Source organism: Streptomyces naganishii JCM 4654, from assembly GCF_014650575.1.
Lineage (GTDB): Bacteria > Actinomycetota > Actinomycetes > Streptomycetales > Streptomycetaceae > Streptomyces > Streptomyces naganishii.
In genome coordinates this window covers 526,562-541,114 of the sequence record NZ_BMVF01000002.1, presented here as the reverse complement: position 1 = coordinate 541,114, position 14,553 = coordinate 526,562, and the positions used below count along the sequence as shown (strand labels likewise).

The following is a 14,553-nucleotide window of genomic DNA, read 5'->3' as shown; positions in this document are numbered from 1 at the left end:
CCGTTCAGGGCCGCCCGGGGCGCTGCCCGGCGGCGGCGGTCAGGGCGCCAGCTCGACCTGGATCTCGACCTCGACCGGCGCGTCCAGCGGCAGCACCGCCACGCCGACCGCGCTGCGCGCGTGCACGCCCTTGTCGCCGAGCACCTCGCCCAGCAGCTCGCTCGCGCCGTTGACGACACCGGGCTGCCCGGTGAAGTCCGCGGCCGAGGCGACGAAGCCCACGACCTTCACCACGCGCGCGATGCGGTCCAGGTCGCCGGCGACGGACTTGACGGCCGCGAGGGCGTTGAGCGCGCAGGTGCGGGCCAGCTCCTTGGCCTCCTCCGGGGTGACCTCGAGGCCCACCTTGCCGGTGACCGGGAGCTTGCCGTCCACCATCGGCAGCTGGCCGGCGGTGTAGACGTAGGGACCGGACTGCACGGCCGGCTGGTAGGCGGCCAGCGGAGGCACGACCTCCGGCAGCGTCAGGCCGAGCTCGGCCAGCTTCGCCTCGACCGCGCTCATGCCTGCTTCTCCCGCTTCAGGTAGGCCACGAGCTGCTCCGGGTTCGGCCCGGGCACGACCTGGACGAGCTCCCAGCCGTCCTCGCCCCAGGTGTCCAGAATCTGCTTCGTGGCATGGACGAGCAGCGGCACGGTTGCGTATTCCCACTTGGTCATGGGGCGACTGTAGCCCCTCGCCTCCGGGGTGCTCGCGGCCGACTTCGACGGCGGTTGTCCACAGCCTCCCGCGTGCTCCGCGCGGGGACTGGTTACGCTCGAAGGCGTGAGCAGGCTCCAGGTCGTCAGCGGCAAGGGCGGGACCGGAAAGACGACGGTCGCCGCCGCCCTCGCGCTGGCCCTGGCCACGGAGGGGAAGCGCACGCTCCTCGTCGAGGTCGAGGGCCGGCAGGGCATCGCACAGCTCTTCGAAACGGAGGCGCTGCCCTATGAGGAACGGAAAATCGCGGTCGCTCCGGGCGGCGGGGAGGTGTACGCCCTCGCCATAGACGCCGAACTGGCGCTGCTGGACTACCTCCAGATGTTCTACAAGCTCGGCGGCGCCGGCCGCGCCCTGAAGAAGCTCGGCGCCATCGACTTCGCCACCACCATCGCGCCGGGCGTGCGGGACGTCCTGCTGACCGGCAAGGCGTGCGAGGCGGTGCGCCGCAAGGACCGCGCGGGCCGCTTCGTCTACGACTACGTGATCATGGACGCGCCCCCCACCGGCCGCATCACCCGCTTCCTGAACGTCAACGACGAGGTGGCCGGCCTCGCCAAGATCGGCCCGATACACAATCAGGCCCAGGCGGTCATGCGGGTGCTGAAGTCCTCCGAGACGGCCGTGCACCTGGTGACGCTGCTGGAGGAGATGCCCGTCCAGGAGACCGTGGACGGCATCGCGGAACTGCGCGCCGCCCGGCTGCCGGTGGGCCGCATCGTGGTCAACATGGTGCGCCCGCAGGTGTTGGACGCCGCCGATCTGGAACTCGTACGGACCGTGCCGCGCACCGCCCTCGCCCGGTCGCTGTCCCTGGCCGGACTCGGCGGGGCCCGGCGCGGCGGGAACGCCGAGCGGCTGGTGGACCCGCTGCTCGAGCAGGCCGAGGAGTACGCCGAGCGGTACGCGCTGGAGCAGGAGCAGCGCTCCGTGCTGGGCGAGCTGGGCCTCCCGCTGCACGAACTGCCGCTGCTCGCCGAGGGCATGGACCTGGCGGGACTGTACGAACTGGCGACCGAGCTGCGGAAGCAGGGGATGTCATGAGCCCGGATGCGGCGCAGGAGCGGAACGCCTCGCAGGGGCGTTCCGACGATCAGGAGCGTGCCGACGATCAGGGGCGGGGGCACGACCTGGGAGGACGGGGGTACGACACGCACCGCAGGCTGGCGCCCGCGCCCGTCCTCGCCGTCGACCCGCTGCTCGACGATCCGAAGACGAGGATCGTGGTGTGCTGCGGCTCCGGCGGGGTCGGCAAGACGACCACGGCGGCGGCCCTCGGGCTGCGGGCCGCCGAGCGCGGCCGCAAGGTGGTCGTCCTGACCATCGACCCTGCCCGCCGGCTCGCCCAGTCCATGGGCATCGACTCGCTCGACAACGTCCCGCGCCGGGTGAAGGGCACCGAGGGCGACGGCGAGCTGCACGCCATGATGCTCGACATGAAGCGCACCTTCGACGAGGTCGTCGAGGCGCACGCGGACTCCGATCGGGCGGCCGCGATCCTGGCCAACCCCTTCTACCAGTCGCTCTCGGCGGGCTTCGCGGGCACGCAGGAGTACATGGCGATGGAGAAGCTGGGCCAGTTGCGGGCCCGCGACGAGTGGGACCTCATCATCGTCGACACCCCGCCCTCGCGCTCGGCGCTGGACTTCCTGGACGCGCCCAAGCGGCTCGGCTCCTTCCTCGACGGCCGGCTGATCCGGCTGCTCACCGCCCCCGCGAAGCTGGGCGGCCGCGCGGGGATGAAGTTCCTGAACGTCGGGATGTCGATGATGACCGGCACGCTCGGCAAGCTGCTGGGTGGTCAGCTGCTCAAGGACGTCCAGACGTTCGTGGCCGCGATGGACACCACCTTCGGCGGTTTCCGCACCCGCGCGGACGCCACGTACAAGCTGCTCCAGGCGCCCGGGACGGCGTTCCTGGTGGTCGCGGCCCCGGAGCGGGACGCGTTGCGCGAGGCCGCGTACTTCGTGGAGCGGCTGGCCGCGGAGCGGATGCCGCTGGCGGGTCTGGTGCTCAACCGGGTGCACGGCAGCGGCGCCGACCGGCTGTCGGCCGAGCGGGCGCTCGCCGCCGCGGAAAATCTTGAGGAGTCCCGCATTGTGGATCAGGGGGACGGGAAAGCTGGACTTCGTAACTCCCCCGACACATACGGCAGTTCAGATTCTCCCGATGCCTCTTCTTCCGGATCCTCCGCTTCTCCCTCTTCGGACCCATCCGAGCCTTCGGACTCCGCGGCGGAGCCGTCCGTCGAGGAGGTCACCGCCGGCCTGCTGAGGCTGCACGCCGAGCGCATGCGGCTGCTCTCCCGTGAGCAGCGCACACGTGACCGCTTCACCGCGCTGCATCCCGAAGTGGCGGTGGCCGAAGTGGCCGCGCTGCCCGGCGACGTGCACGACCTCGCGGGACTGCGGGACATCGGCGACCGTCTCGCGGACGACCGCAGAGAGCTACCGGAGGCGACAGCCTAGGCAGCCCCGAGCCTGCCGCTCACGCGAGCCTGCGAGGCGGGCCTGCCCTGCCCGCCGTGCCTGCCGCTCACGCGGGGGCCCGACGCTCGCGCGAAGGCCGCCCAGCCGACGGCGCCCCTGCGCTGCCGGCTCTCAGCCGACCGCCGCGTAGTTCTCGTAGACCTGGTCGTCGTCGAGGGACACCAGGCCCGCCCCGCGCTCGTACTCCAGGCGTGCCGTCTCCAGCAGCCGGCGCCACGAGGTGACGGTCGGCCGCCTGCGCAGCAGTGCGCGGCGCTCCCGCTCCGTCATGCCTCCCCACACGCCGAACTCGACGCGGTTGTCGAGCGCGTCGGCGAGGCATTCGGTGCGTACCGGGCATCCGGTGCACACCGCCTTGGCCCTGTTCTGCGCTGCTCCCTGAACGAACAGTTCATCCGGATCGGTAGTGCGGCAGGCCGCCTGCGCACTCCAGTCGGTTACCCAGCCCATACCGGCGCCGTCCTCTCCCGAATCGAGGCTCCCCCACGGCGGCAGCGGCATATTCACCGCCGCCAGTTGAGGACGTTACGGAAGGTGGGCACGGCGCAACACCCCCAGCGGGCCCAATCTTGAATGGCCCGAACGGACTATGGGTGGGCCGCAGATCACCCGGGGGAGTGAGGTGACGACATACGCGACATTCCCGGCACGTTCGGACATCCTTGGCGCACCACAAGGGACACCGGATGTCACACAAGGCGATTTCGGGCACGTGTCCCTCATGCCTCCACGGCTCTCACCGTGCCGTCCGGCACCCGCGACCGGCCCCAACTCCGCCCTCACACCGGCTTGATGAAAAAAATCGAGCGGTTCCGGAACGTTCTGAGGCCGCCGCACGTATTGATACGTGGCCGCACCGCTGTGACAGTTGGCAGCAGCTTAGGCCAAGGCATATACGCGTGTCCGGCGAATGAGAACGTAGGCTGCCCTCATGCCAAAGAAGCGCTCGGGCGGTGGCCTGTCGCCAACGCAGCAGGCCGCCAAGTTCCTCGGTGTCAGTGTGCTCGCGGGGGCGGTCATGGCCGGCATCGCGCTGCCCGCCGCCGGCGCGCTGGGCCTGGCGGCCAAGGGCTCGGTCCAAGGGTTCGACGACATCCCCGCGAACCTCAAGCGTCCGCCGCTCAGCCAGCGCACCACGATCCTCGACAGCCAGGGCCACCAGCTGGCCCAGGTGTACTCGCGCGACCGTACGGTGGTGGAACTGAAGGACATCTCCCCGTACATGCAGAAGGCGATCGTCGCGATCGAGGACTCGCGCTTCTACCAGCACGGCGCGATCGACCTGAAGGGCGTGCTGCGCGCCCTCAACAAGAACGCGCAGAGCGGCGGTGTCGCCCAGGGCGCCTCCACGCTCACCCAGCAGTACGTGAAGAACGTCTTCGTGGAGGAGGCCGGCGACGACCCGACGAAGGTCGCGCAGGCCACCCAGCAGACCCTCGGCCGCAAGATCAAGGAACTGAAGTACGCGATCCAGGTCGAGCAGACGCTGGGCAAGAAGAAGATCCTCGAGAACTACCTGAACATCACGTTCTTCGGCGAGCAGGCCTACGGCGTGGAGGCCGCCTCCCAGCGGTACTTCTCCAAGCACGCCAAGGACCTCACGCTCCCCCAGGCGGCCCTGCTGGCCGGCATCGTCCAGTCCCCGAGCCGCTACGACCCGGTCAACGACGAGGCCGAGGCCACCAAGCGGCGCAACGTCGTCCTGCAGCGCATGGCCGAGGTGGGCGACATCTCGCAGGCCGACGCCGACACGGCGAAGAAGGCGCCGCTGGAGCTGAAGGTCACCCAGCCGCGCAACGGCTGCATCACGGCGGTCAAGAACTCCAGCTTCTTCTGCAAGTACGTCGAGCAGGTCTTCCTCACCGACCCGGTGTTCGGCAAGACCCGCGAGCAGCGGGCCAAGATCTGGAACCAGGGCGGCCTGACCATCCGCACCACGCTCGACCCGCAGGCCCAGGCCTCGGTGCAGGCCTCGCTCAAGCAGCACGTCTACCAGTCGGACCCGGTGGCGGCCGCGGCCGTGCTGGTCGAGCCCGGCACCGGCAAGGTCGTCGCGATGGGCCAGTCCAAGCCGTACGGCTACGGCAAGAACGAGACCGAGATCAACTACTCGGTCGGCAGCGACCTGGGCGGCTCGAACTTCGGCTTCCCGACCGGTTCGACGTTCAAGCCGTTCGTGGCGGCGGCCGCGCTGGAGCAGGGCAAGCCGCCCACGCAGGAGTACTCCTCGCCGTACAAGATGCCGTACCCGAGCCCGGTCCAGGCGTGCGACGGCAAGACCTGGACCAACCAGGAACACGCCGACGTCGCAAACGAGAGCACCTCCGAGCACGGCCCGTACCAGCTCAAGGAGGCCATGGCGAAGTCGGTCAACACCTACTTCGTGCAGATGATCTCCGACATCGGCCTGTGCCCGGTGGTCAACATGACCAACAACCTGCACGTGGTCCAGGGCAACGGCGACAAGCTGCCCCAGGTGCCGGCCATCGCGCTCGGCTCCAAGGGCATCTCCCCGCTGACCATGGCGACCGCCTACGCCGCCTTCGCCTCCCGGGGCATGTACTGCACGCCGATCGCCATCGAGTCGATCACGCAGAAGATCGGCGGGCAGGAGAAGTCGCTGCCCGTGCCGAAGTCGACCTGCTCGCGCGCCATGTCCCAGAAGACCGCCGACACCGTGAACACCCTGCTCCAGGGCGTGATCGATTCCGGTACGGGTCAGCAGGCCGGCCTCTCCGACCGCGACAACGCCGGCAAGACGGGTACGACGGACGAGCGCAAGAACGCCTGGTTCGTCGGCTACACGCCGAACCTGGCCGGCGCGGTCTGGGTCGGCAGCGCCACCCAGAAGGTCCAGATGGAGAACATCCGCATCGGCGGAGTCTTCAACGCCCTCGTCTACGGCGGTCAGGTGCCCGGCCCGATCTGGCGCGACGCCATGACCGGCGCGCTCCAGGGCAAACCGGCCCCGTCGTTCAACCTCGTCAACATCCCGGACGGTGGTGGCAAGGACAAGGGAAAAGGAAAGGGTCCGGGGACCGGAAACGGCACCACGGACGGAAACAACGGTGACATCGGCGGCCTCATCGGCGGCCTGACCGACGGCGGCACCGGCAACGGCGGCACGACCGGCGGCGGTACCTTCCCGACCCCGACGTTCTCCATCCCCCAGGGCTTCATCCGCGGCCAGAGCGGCGGCACCCGCGGGAACGGGAACGGGGGTCAGCGGGGCTGAGGCCCGGCACGAACAGACGCACAAGGGGCGCGCGGCGAGCAGCCGGCGCCCCTTGGTGTCGGCGGCGCGCGGCGAACAGCCGGCGCCCCGTTGATGTGTGCGGGGGCTGTCGCTCAGCCCGCCAGCAGCTTCTTCACCGCGGCGGCCACGCGGCCACCCTCGGCCTGCCCCGCCACCTTCGGGTTCACGATCTTCATGACCGCGCCCATGGCACGCGGCCCCTCCGCACCGGCGGCCCGGGCCTCCTCCACCGCCGCGGCGACGATCCGGTCCAGTTCCTCGTCGGACATCTGCTTGGGCAGGTACGCGGCGAGCACCTCGCCCTCCGCCCGCTCCCGCTCGGCCGACTCGGCGCGACCGCCCTGGGCGAAGGCCTCGGCGGCCTCACGCCGCTTCTTGGCCTCCTTGGCGATCACCTTCTGCACCTCGCCGTCGGAGAGCTCGCGCTTCTCCGTACCCGCGACCTCCTCCTTGGTGATCGCGGTGAGCGTCAGCCGGAGCGTCGAGGAGCGGAGCTCGTCGCGCTCCTTGATCGCGGCGTTGAGGTCTTCCTGCAGCTTCGACTTGAGCGTGGTCATGGTCTTGATTGTGGCAGGTACGCCGGGAGGACGGCGCGCGGATTACCGGGCGGGGCGCGCGGATTACCGGGCGGAGTGCGCGGGTTGGCGGGCGGAGTGCGCGGGTTGGCGGCGTGGTGGGCGGCGCACCGGGCGGCGGACGCGGCCCGGCACCCGGGGCGGAGGCATCCGGCCCGGCGTAAGGCGACTCCCGGGCCGCGCGGCCGGGGCCGCCCCTGGCTGATTTCCGCCGCGCGCCCCCCACCTGAGACGATGGACACATGCGCGCGCGATACGGAGTACCCCTGGGCATCACGGCGGTCGCGGCCGCCGGTCTCCTCTACTCGGCGGGGTTCGAGGCCCGTTCCTTCCGCCTGCGACGGGTGACCGTCCCCGTCCTGCCCTCGGGCATGCGCCCGCTGCGCGTCCTGCAGGTCTCCGACATCCACATGGTCGGCGGCCAGCGCAAGAAGCAGCGCTGGCTGCGCTCCCTGGCCGGCCTACGCCCGGACTTCGTGATCAACACCGGCGACAACCTCTCGGACCCCGATGCCGTCCCGGAGGTCCTGGACTCGCTCGGCCCCCTGATGGAGTTCCCGGGCGCGTACGTCTTCGGCTCCAACGACTACTACGGCCCCAAGCCCCGCAACCCCGCCCGCTACCTGCTGGAGAAGACCAGCGGCCGCCACGGCCTGAACGGCAACCCGCCCGCGGTCGGCGTGATCCACAACCCGTGGGAGGACCTGCGCGACGGCTTCGACGCGGCGGGCTGGCTGAACCTGACCAACACCCGCGGCATGCTCAAGGTCGAGGGCGTCTCGGTGGAGCTGACCGGCCTGGACGACCCGCACATCAAGCGTGACCGCTACGCACGGGTGGCGGGCGGCCCGTCCGGCTCGGCGGACTTCTCGATGGGCGTGGTGCACGCCCCGTACCTGCGCGTGCTGGACGCCTTCGCCGCCGACGCCTACCCACTGATCATGGCCGGCCACACCCACGGCGGTCAGGTGTGCATCCCCTTCTACGGCGCCCTGGTCACCAACTGCGACCTGGACACGGACCGGGTGAAGGGCCTGTCCACCCACACGGCCGAGGGCCACACGTCCTACCTGCACGTCTCGGCCGGCTGCGGCACCAACCGCTACACCCCGGTCCGCTTCGCCTGTCCCCCGGAGGCGACGCTGCTGACGCTGGTGGGCCGGGAGTAAGGACGCCGGTGGGGCCGGAAGTAAGGACGCCGGTGGGGCCAAAGTTAAGGACGTCGGTGGCCCGTAAGTAAGGACGCCGACGGGCCGGAGTAAGCAGGTAAGAGCGGCCCTCCACGCCCCGCTGGGCCGCCCACCGGGGCGTTCCGGCCGCCTCCGTAACCCACACGGAGGCACCCGAATCGCCGCTTATCTACCCCTTACCTACGGTGAGGGCATGACGGCCCAGACACCCCCGATACCGCCGACGCCTCCGATACCGCGGGACATACCGGACCTCCCCGCGATCCCGGGAATCCCCGCACTGATGCCGTCCGCGGTCCCCGCGACCGCGGTGGTGGCACCGGCCCGCCGCCCCTGGACGGCGGTGTACCGCCTCCTGGCCGCCGCGCTGTCGGCGGCCGCGGTGACCGCCGACATGATCATCGGCCCCGCGGCCCGCGTCGCGTGCGACTTCGCCGTCCAGGCGAACATCCTGCTGGCCCTGGTCCTGGCCGTCTCGGCCCGCAGGGCCTGGTCCGCCCGCCGCCCGCTCCCGTCCGGCCTGACCGGCGCGGCGGTGTTCTACGTCACGATCGCCGCGCTGGTCCACCACCTGCTGCCGGCCGCCGCCTCGATCACCGGCGCCCCGGACACGCACCCCCTCTGGCAGTCGACGGCGGCCCACATCCTCCACACGGCCGCCCCGGCAGCGGCCCTCCTGGACTGGCTCCTGCTGACCGCCCCCGACCGCCTCCACCTGCGCATGGCGGCCCCCTGGCTGCTCTGCCCCCTGGCCTACCTGGCCTTCTCACTCACCCGAGGCGAACTGCTGGCACCCGGCATGCCGGAGCGCTACCTCTACCCCTTCCTGGACGCGGCCCAGCACGGCTACAAACACGTCCTGGGCAACGCCCTCCTCCTGGGCCTCACCTTCTACGCCCTCGCGGTCCTCCTCGTGGCCGTGGACCACGCCCGCCCGAACCCGGTCCGCCGCCGCACCAAAACCGGATTTCGCCTCCGGCCGCCCGTGGGCTAAAGTAAACGACGTCACCGCGACAAGCAGTGACATCGGGGTGTAGCGCAGCTTGGCAGCGCGCTTCGTTCGGGACGAAGAGGTCGTGGGTTCAAATCCCGCCACCCCGACACAAGTCAGGGGCCCATTCACGTGATCGTGAATGGGCCCCTGAGTGTTTGCACAGCAGCGAAGTACAGCAACCTCTATGGCGCTTGCCGACCGTCCTCGTCCGGCCGCTCTTCCTGCTTGCGCTTGCTCTTCTTCTTGCCGTCCTTCTGCTTGCTGCCGCCCAGAGCCTTCCCGAGCTTCCGGGGCGCCCGCCGGGTCTCCGACGAGGGCGCGTGGGATGTACACCTCCATCGTCACGGCGGTCTCGGAGCGGCGAAGGATCTGCATGGCGATCCGGGGGTGCACGTCGAGGGCGGCCAGGAGCGAGCGCAGGTGTGCCGGGGGTCGTGTACGCGGATCTGTCGGACGCCGGCACGGTCGCACCGTCGGTCGAACTGCTGTAGGCCCCTCGGGGGCCTACTCGCTTCGACCTGACCAACTCGACGGCCCTTCCGAAGTTCTACACCCCCAGACAGGTGGTTGCCGTATCCGCCTTGTCCGGGACTCCGCTCACAGCGGCGCCATTTTGCAGGTTGGCGCGAGGACCGCGCTCGGCGGTGGCGCGGTATAGCGCGGGCAACGTGCGGTCAGGACTCCGCGGTCTGGCCGTGAACATGGACGGCGTGACCGTACAAGCCCTCGGGCTGCCGGGCCAGCAGTTGAGGAAGTCGGCGCGTCACTGCTGCGACCGGCTCGGAACGCGTGGTCGCATCGTGTGCATCCTTGTCGATCCACAACTGCGTCAGCCAAATCGCGTCCGGGTCGTCAACCACCGTGTTGATGCTGTAAGTGAGCAGGCCGCTGCCATCGCCGCCCGCGCGGAAGCCGTCAAGAAGCACGTTGATCAGTTCGTCACGCCGACCGGACAGTGCGGTCATTCGTCCGTAGACGCTGAACATGCCCCCGCTTGACACACGAGCCACCCCTCGTCCGATCTGTGCGTATTTGATCCCGCTTTTCGCCGCCTCGAGACATTCAAGCGGCTTCCTCCGCAGGGGACGAGTCTACGTTTCGGGGGTGAATTCTCGCCCGTCGCCGGACATCAACAAGCTTTTTCCTGATCGGGTTGAGCGGTGTCTCCAGGTGTCCCTGCTCCCGGATTCGGTGATCCGCAAGCGTCGGACGTCGGGGCCCGGGCAGATCGTGATACGGGTTCGGGTGGAGCGGCGCGCACTCGCCCAGGTTCGCGAACAGGAGTGGAACGGCACAGAGTGCGGCACACTCCAGCCCGGGGCACGGGGCCGGCCGCTTCGGCGCGAGTCTCGAAGGTCACGGCCCCACGGCGTGCCTGACCGGGCGGGTACGCAGGCTGCCCGAGGCGCCGGAAACCCACAGGGCCGCAAGCACCCGCGCCGAAGCAGCCCCGCCCACAGCCGGCACGCCGACCTCAGCAGTGACCGTCACCAGACCGCTGCCGCTCACTCCCGCCGGAGGAGCGTGGGCTGCGGCTGGATCCGCCGACGTGTTCACCACTGCCGCCACCCTGGGTGTCCGCGTGGTGATTCAGCACCTTCATGATCTCCGTGGCCAGCACGTCGGCCAGTGCGGGCGCGAGAGAGTCTGCCAGTGCGGTCGCGAGTGTCTGCGCGAGCAACACCCGTTCCAGTTCTGAGGAGCGGGAAGGCGGCTGGGAAAGGAGCGCCACGGCCGCCTCCATCAGGGCGCCCGCCAGTGGGTCCTTTCCGTGCTTGACACCGGTGCCGGTACTGGAGATTCCGGCATCGCGCACGATTTCTTCGAAGATCTCGTCGACAAAGGTCTCCAAGGGATCCCGTTCCGATTTGTCGCCGGACTCAGCTGCCATTTTGTTTCCTCAGGTCTTCGGTTGCCGTACGGGCCTCGCCCCCCGATGCCACGACTGCGGGGATCGGGGGGCAGAGTGTCGCTGTTTCCTGTCAGCGGCGCATGAGCGCAGCAAGCAGGAGGGGATGCTGGATCAGCGGCTCGCCACGCTCCTCGCGGCGGCGGCGCATGAGCGCGGCGAGCAGGAGCGGGTGCTCGATGATCGACTCCTCCCCGCCCTCCTCCCGGCGGCGGCGCATGAGCGCGGCGAGCAGGAGCGGATGTTCGATGATCGACTCCTCACGACGCCCCTCACGGCGGCGCATGAGCGCGGCGAGCAGGAGCGGGTGCTCGATGATCGACTCCTCCCCGCCCTCCTCCCGGCGGCGGCGCATGAGCGCGGCGAGCAGGAGCGGGTGCTCGATGATCGACTCCTCCCCGCCCTCCTCCCGGCGGCGGCGCGCCAGCGCGGCAAGCAGGAGCGGATGCTCGATGATCGACTCCTCCCCGCCCTCCTCACGGCGGCGCGCCAGCGCGGCAAGCAGGAGCGGGTGCTCGATGATCGACTCCTCCCCGCCCTCCTCACGGCGGCGCGCCAGCGCGGCGAGCAGGACCGGGTGCTCGATGATCGACTCCTCGCCACGCTCCTCGCGCCGGGACAGCAAGGCCGCCAGCAGGAGCGGGCCGAAGGTGGATTCCTCGCCGGTCTCTTCCTGGCCTCCCCCGGCCTTTTCACGAGTGGGAGTCTCCGTCGCTGCCGTCATAGTTCCCTCTTCCTTTGACGCATGACCCGGCGGAGTGCTCGGCTGGCACTCCGCCCTTGAGCCCATGGTCGAAGCGCGCGACGGCGGTCGCACTTCGATCATGCTCCATGTGGCCGCTCGACAGCGGCCATGACGACCGGCGACGGCCATCGGGCCCGTGGGCCGACCATCCCCGAGCGAAGCACGATCACCGCACCGGGCTGCGTACGGCCGCCCGGGTCCGGACGTGGCGGAGGCAGAAAAAGCCTGGCGTCAGCCCCTCGGGGCCTGTCGGGCGGCGGGGCTTCCGGTTGCCGGTGCCGCCGACGGCGATGGTGTGCGGTCGGGGGCCCGGACCGTGGTGCCGGCCGTGGGACTCACGCCGCCGGGCCTCGGGGCCCGGGCCGACGGCGCGGTGCGGCCGGGGGCCGTGGACGGGGGAAGACTCCGGGGTGAGGTCGGCGTCGGAGTCGGGGCCGGGGTCTTCGTAGGGGGCTCGGAGAGGGGTGGGGAGGCGTTCGGGGTGGGCGGGCTCTCCCGGGTCGGAGTGGGCGGGCTCTCCCGGGTAGGGATGGGCGGGCTCTCCCGGGGGAGTGGCGGGGCCAGGGGGGTCGCCGGGCGCGCCGGGGTGTCGGGGGCGGTCGTCAGGTGGTGGAGCGGCAGGGCCAGGAGGGCCGCTGCCGCGCAGGTCACCGCGGTGGCGGCCGCCGTGCGCAGCAGGCGGCGGCGGGTCGCCGCGCGGCGGACGCGGTCGTACTGGCCGGCGGGCGGGCTCAGGTGGTCGGGGGCGGCCGGGCGCAGGATGACCGTCAGGGGGTCGTCGGGCTCCGGGGCGTCCTCAAAGCGTGTGGTCAAGGCTTCTCCTCAGGTGGACGCGGAGCAGTTCCCGGGCCGCGTGCAGGTCGGCCTTGACGGTTCCTTCCTTGCGTCCGGTCAGCGCGGACACCTCCCGGATCGGCATGTCAGCGTAGTAGTGGAGGAGGATCGGGATACGGAGCCGTTCCGGGAGCGACTGGACCAGCAGGCGTACCGAGGGGTCCGCCTGTTCCGGGTGCGGGCGGACCGCGGCCTCCGTCGTCGCCCTGCGCACCGCCCTGCGCTCGCGCTCCAGCTTGCGCCAGTGGTCGCGGACGAGGTTGGCGGCGGTGACGTAGAGGAAGCCGCGGGGCTCGTCCACCGATGTCCAGCGGGCCCACAGGCGGGTGAACGCCTCCGCGGCGATCTCGTGCGCCGTCTCGTCGTCGTCGACGAGACGGCGGCACCACCCGGCGAGGCGCGGGTACAGGGCTGCGAACAGCTCGGACGCTGCCTTGTCGCGGGACCGTTTCAACGCTCTCCAGGATCTACGGGGGAAATGCCTGACCTGCCCGGTCTTCTGACTGCCGGTCGGGCGGCCGGCCCGGCAGTCAGCCGGGCGGCGTGCCGGCGCTCAGGGTGGCGAAGACGATGACGTTGTCCTCGTAGCCGTTCGCGGTGCGCGGGCCGCCGCAGGTGATCAGGCGCAGCTCGGGGCGGTTCACGTCGCCGTACACCTCCCGGGTCGGGAAGTGCGCCTTGGCGACCGTCCGCACGGAGCCGACCGTGAACACCGCCGTCGTGCCGTTGCCCAGGCGGGCCTCGATGCGGTCGCCCCGGTGCAGCCGGGACAGGCGGCGGAAGACGCCGTCGCCGTAGCGGCCGACCGTGACGTGGCCGAGGACGACCGACGGGCCGACCTGGCCCGGGGTCGGCGAGTGCCCGTACCAGCCCGCCTGGTCGTGCGCCGTGACCGGCGGCACCTGCACGGTGCCGTCCGGCGCCAGGCCCAGCCGCATGACCGGGGTGTCGACGCCGATGGCCGGGATGCGCAGTTCGACCGGGACCGAGCGGGGCAGCGGGCGGGCGGGCCGGCCCGCCTGGTCCGTCTGCCCCGCCGGCCGCCCGGCCGACGACGAGGCCGCCGGCCGGGCGGGGGTGTGCGCGGACCCCCCGTCCCCGGGGCCGCCGCAGGCCACGAGCAGGGCGGCCGGCAGGGCGGCCAGCGCCGCCGTGGCCGCGGCGAGGACGCGCCCGGGGGGCCGGGTCATGCTCCGGTCGCCCTCCGGCGGCGTACGGCGAAGACCGCCGCGCCGCCCGCCAGCAGGGCCGTGCCGGCCGCGCCGCCGCCGATCACCGCCGCGCCCGGGCCGGACCGCGAGGACGTGACGGCCACTCCGGTGTCCGGCGCGCCCTTCGGCACGACGGCGACCTGGCCCCCGGAGGGGGCGCGGGTCGGGGCCTCGCTCGGCACCGGGCGGGGGGCGGTCGGCGTGGCCCTGGGCGTGGGGACGGCGGGGGCGGGGGCCTCGGAGGGGGCCCTGGTCGGGACCGGGGTAGGGGCGGTCCTCCCGGGTTCGGCCGGTGCCGCGGTCGGCGTCTTCCTCGGGGCCGCGGTCGGGGAGCCGCCGTCGGCGAAGGCGGGCACGGTGCCCGCCAGTACGGCGGTGCACGCCAGGGCCAGGGCGCTCAGGACGGTACGGCGCATGGGTCGCTCTCTCTCGTCGGTCGGGTCGGGTGGTGCTGGGGACCGGCCGGTCGTGCGGAGAGACGAGGGGGCGGTGGGCCGGGTTGTAAAGGAAAGGCAAAGCCATGCGAGGGTGACTGGAGGGGCCCTGGTGGCAATTTGCCGCTTTTTTGCTGAATGTCCCATCCGGTTCCCCCGTCCGCCCCGTATCAACTACAAGGCACGTTCCAGTGGGAGGAATGCCATGGCGATCTTC

At 71.2% G+C, this 14,553-nt stretch carries 15 protein-coding genes and 1 tRNA gene; 6 read left to right on the top strand and 10 right to left on the bottom strand.

What is annotated here, in order from left to right:
* Positions 1-39 precede the first annotated feature (39 nt).
* Both IE217_RS05260 and sp36 read right to left on the bottom strand, forming a co-directional pair.
* Entirely contained in the window at positions 40-504 is a 465-nt protein-coding gene (locus tag IE217_RS05260) for a RidA family protein (protein ID WP_190176490.1), read from the bottom strand.
* Positions 501-659 carry a Sp36 family protein gene (gene sp36 / locus IE217_RS05255; RefSeq protein WP_009189813.1) on the bottom strand — a complete coding sequence of 53 codons (159 nt, stop codon included), beginning with the start codon at positions 657-659 and terminating at the stop codon, positions 501-503. The genes IE217_RS05260 and sp36 overlap by 4 nt, the downstream gene beginning before the upstream one ends.
* 106 nt (positions 660-765) lie before the next feature.
* On the opposite strand from sp36, the gene bagA reads away from it, so the two are divergent.
* Both bagA and bagB read left to right on the top strand, forming a co-directional pair.
* Positions 766-1,743 carry an ATPase BagA gene (gene bagA / locus IE217_RS05250; RefSeq protein ID WP_190176489.1) on the top strand — a complete coding sequence of 326 codons (978 nt, stop codon included), beginning with the start codon at positions 766-768 and terminating at the stop codon, positions 1,741-1,743.
* Positions 1,740-3,167 (top strand): ATPase BagB, encoded by a 1,428-nt coding sequence (gene bagB / locus IE217_RS05245; protein ID WP_229865039.1) that lies wholly within the window; start codon positions 1,740-1,742, stop codon positions 3,165-3,167. The genes bagA and bagB overlap by 4 nt, the downstream gene beginning before the upstream one ends.
* A 132-nt stretch (positions 3,168-3,299) precedes the next feature.
* Here bagB and wblA read toward each other — a convergent pair whose 3' ends face one another.
* Positions 3,300-3,638, bottom strand: a complete 339-nt coding sequence (gene wblA, locus IE217_RS05240) for a transcriptional regulator WblA (protein WP_189706502.1) — start codon at positions 3,636-3,638, stop codon at positions 3,300-3,302.
* Positions 3,639-4,119: 481 nt separating this feature from the next.
* Between wblA and IE217_RS05235 the strand changes: the two genes are divergently transcribed.
* On the top strand, positions 4,120-6,423 hold the full coding sequence (locus IE217_RS05235) for a transglycosylase domain-containing protein (protein WP_190176488.1): 2,304 nt from the start codon (positions 4,120-4,122) through the stop codon (positions 6,421-6,423).
* 113 nt (positions 6,424-6,536) lie between these two features.
* Here IE217_RS05235 and IE217_RS05230 read toward each other — a convergent pair whose 3' ends face one another.
* Complete coding sequence (locus IE217_RS05230) at positions 6,537-7,001, bottom strand: GatB/YqeY domain-containing protein (RefSeq protein WP_190176487.1); 465 nt, start codon at positions 6,999-7,001, stop codon at positions 6,537-6,539.
* A 260-nt stretch (positions 7,002-7,261) separates the two neighbouring features.
* On the opposite strand from IE217_RS05230, the gene IE217_RS05225 reads away from it, so the two are divergent.
* The 3 genes from IE217_RS05225 to IE217_RS05215 all read left to right on the top strand — a co-directional run bounded on the left by IE217_RS05225 (position 7,262) and on the right by IE217_RS05215 (position 9,310).
* Positions 7,262-8,188 carry a metallophosphoesterase gene (locus IE217_RS05225; protein ID WP_190176486.1) on the top strand — a complete coding sequence of 309 codons (927 nt, stop codon included), beginning with the start codon at positions 7,262-7,264 and terminating at the stop codon, positions 8,186-8,188.
* A 214-nt stretch (positions 8,189-8,402) separates the two neighbouring features.
* The gene (locus IE217_RS05220) at positions 8,403-9,203 is read left to right on the top strand and encodes a Pr6Pr family membrane protein (protein ID WP_190176485.1); all 801 of its coding nucleotides are present in this window, start codon (positions 8,403-8,405) and stop codon (positions 9,201-9,203) included.
* Positions 9,204-9,236: 33 nt separating this feature from the next.
* A tRNA-Pro gene (locus IE217_RS05215) sits at positions 9,237-9,310 on the top strand.
* A gap of 567 nt (positions 9,311-9,877) precedes the next feature.
* Here IE217_RS05215 and IE217_RS05210 read toward each other — a convergent pair.
* From IE217_RS05210 to IE217_RS05185, 6 genes are all read right to left on the bottom strand, one after another.
* Positions 9,878-10,189 carry a putative quinol monooxygenase gene (locus IE217_RS05210; RefSeq protein WP_229865038.1) on the bottom strand — a complete coding sequence of 104 codons (312 nt, stop codon included), beginning with the start codon at positions 10,187-10,189 and terminating at the stop codon, positions 9,878-9,880.
* Positions 10,190-10,677: 488 nt separating this feature from the next.
* Entirely contained in the window at positions 10,678-11,094 is a 417-nt protein-coding gene (locus IE217_RS05205) for a hypothetical protein (protein WP_190176483.1), read from the bottom strand.
* A 91-nt stretch (positions 11,095-11,185) separates the two neighbouring features.
* Positions 11,186-11,836: a hypothetical protein gene (locus IE217_RS05200; protein WP_190176482.1), complete on the bottom strand. Its 651-nt coding sequence runs from the start codon at positions 11,834-11,836 to the stop codon at positions 11,186-11,188.
* A gap of 817 nt (positions 11,837-12,653) precedes the next feature.
* Positions 12,654-13,145: an RNA polymerase sigma factor gene (locus IE217_RS05195; RefSeq protein WP_189706520.1), complete on the bottom strand. Its 492-nt coding sequence runs from the start codon at positions 13,143-13,145 to the stop codon at positions 12,654-12,656.
* A 76-nt stretch (positions 13,146-13,221) separates the two neighbouring features.
* Entirely contained in the window at positions 13,222-13,881 is a 660-nt protein-coding gene (locus IE217_RS05190; RefSeq protein ID WP_190176481.1) for a class F sortase, read from the bottom strand.
* Positions 13,878-14,318, bottom strand: coding sequence for a Tat pathway signal sequence domain protein (locus tag IE217_RS05185; RefSeq protein WP_190176480.1), 441 nt, complete (start codon positions 14,316-14,318; stop codon positions 13,878-13,880). Before IE217_RS05185 ends, IE217_RS05190 begins: the two co-directional genes overlap by 4 nt.
* Positions 14,319-14,553: the final 235 nt, after the last annotated feature.

Excerpts from the sequence above, each read along its gene's own strand:
- IE217_RS05260 (WP_190176490.1), bottom strand. The coding sequence starts at position 504 with ATGAGCGCGGTCGAGGCGAAGCTGGCCGAGCTCGGCCTGACGCTGCCG.
- sp36 (WP_009189813.1), bottom strand. The coding sequence starts at position 659 with ATGACCAAGTGGGAATACGCAACCGTGCCGCTGCTCGTCCATGCCACG.
- bagB (WP_229865039.1), top strand. The coding sequence starts at position 1,740 with ATGAGCCCGGATGCGGCGCAGGAGCGGAACGCCTCGCAGGGGCGTTCC.
- wblA (WP_189706502.1), bottom strand. The coding sequence starts at position 3,638 with ATGGGCTGGGTAACCGACTGGAGTGCGCAGGCGGCCTGCCGCACTACC.
- IE217_RS05235 (WP_190176488.1), top strand. The coding sequence starts at position 4,120 with ATGCCAAAGAAGCGCTCGGGCGGTGGCCTGTCGCCAACGCAGCAGGCC.
- IE217_RS05230 (WP_190176487.1), bottom strand. The coding sequence starts at position 7,001 with ATGACCACGCTCAAGTCGAAGCTGCAGGAAGACCTCAACGCCGCGATC.
- IE217_RS05225 (WP_190176486.1), top strand. The coding sequence starts at position 7,262 with ATGCGCGCGCGATACGGAGTACCCCTGGGCATCACGGCGGTCGCGGCC.
- IE217_RS05220 (WP_190176485.1), top strand. The coding sequence starts at position 8,403 with ATGACGGCCCAGACACCCCCGATACCGCCGACGCCTCCGATACCGCGG.
- IE217_RS05210 (WP_229865038.1), bottom strand. The coding sequence starts at position 10,189 with ATGTTCAGCGTCTACGGACGAATGACCGCACTGTCCGGTCGGCGTGAC.
- IE217_RS05205 (WP_190176483.1), bottom strand. The coding sequence starts at position 11,094 with ATGGCAGCTGAGTCCGGCGACAAATCGGAACGGGATCCCTTGGAGACC.
- IE217_RS05200 (WP_190176482.1), bottom strand. The coding sequence starts at position 11,836 with ATGACGGCAGCGACGGAGACTCCCACTCGTGAAAAGGCCGGGGGAGGC.
- IE217_RS05190 (WP_190176481.1), bottom strand. The coding sequence starts at position 13,881 with ATGACCCGGCCCCCCGGGCGCGTCCTCGCCGCGGCCACGGCGGCGCTG.
- IE217_RS05185 (WP_190176480.1), bottom strand. The coding sequence starts at position 14,318 with ATGCGCCGTACCGTCCTGAGCGCCCTGGCCCTGGCGTGCACCGCCGTA.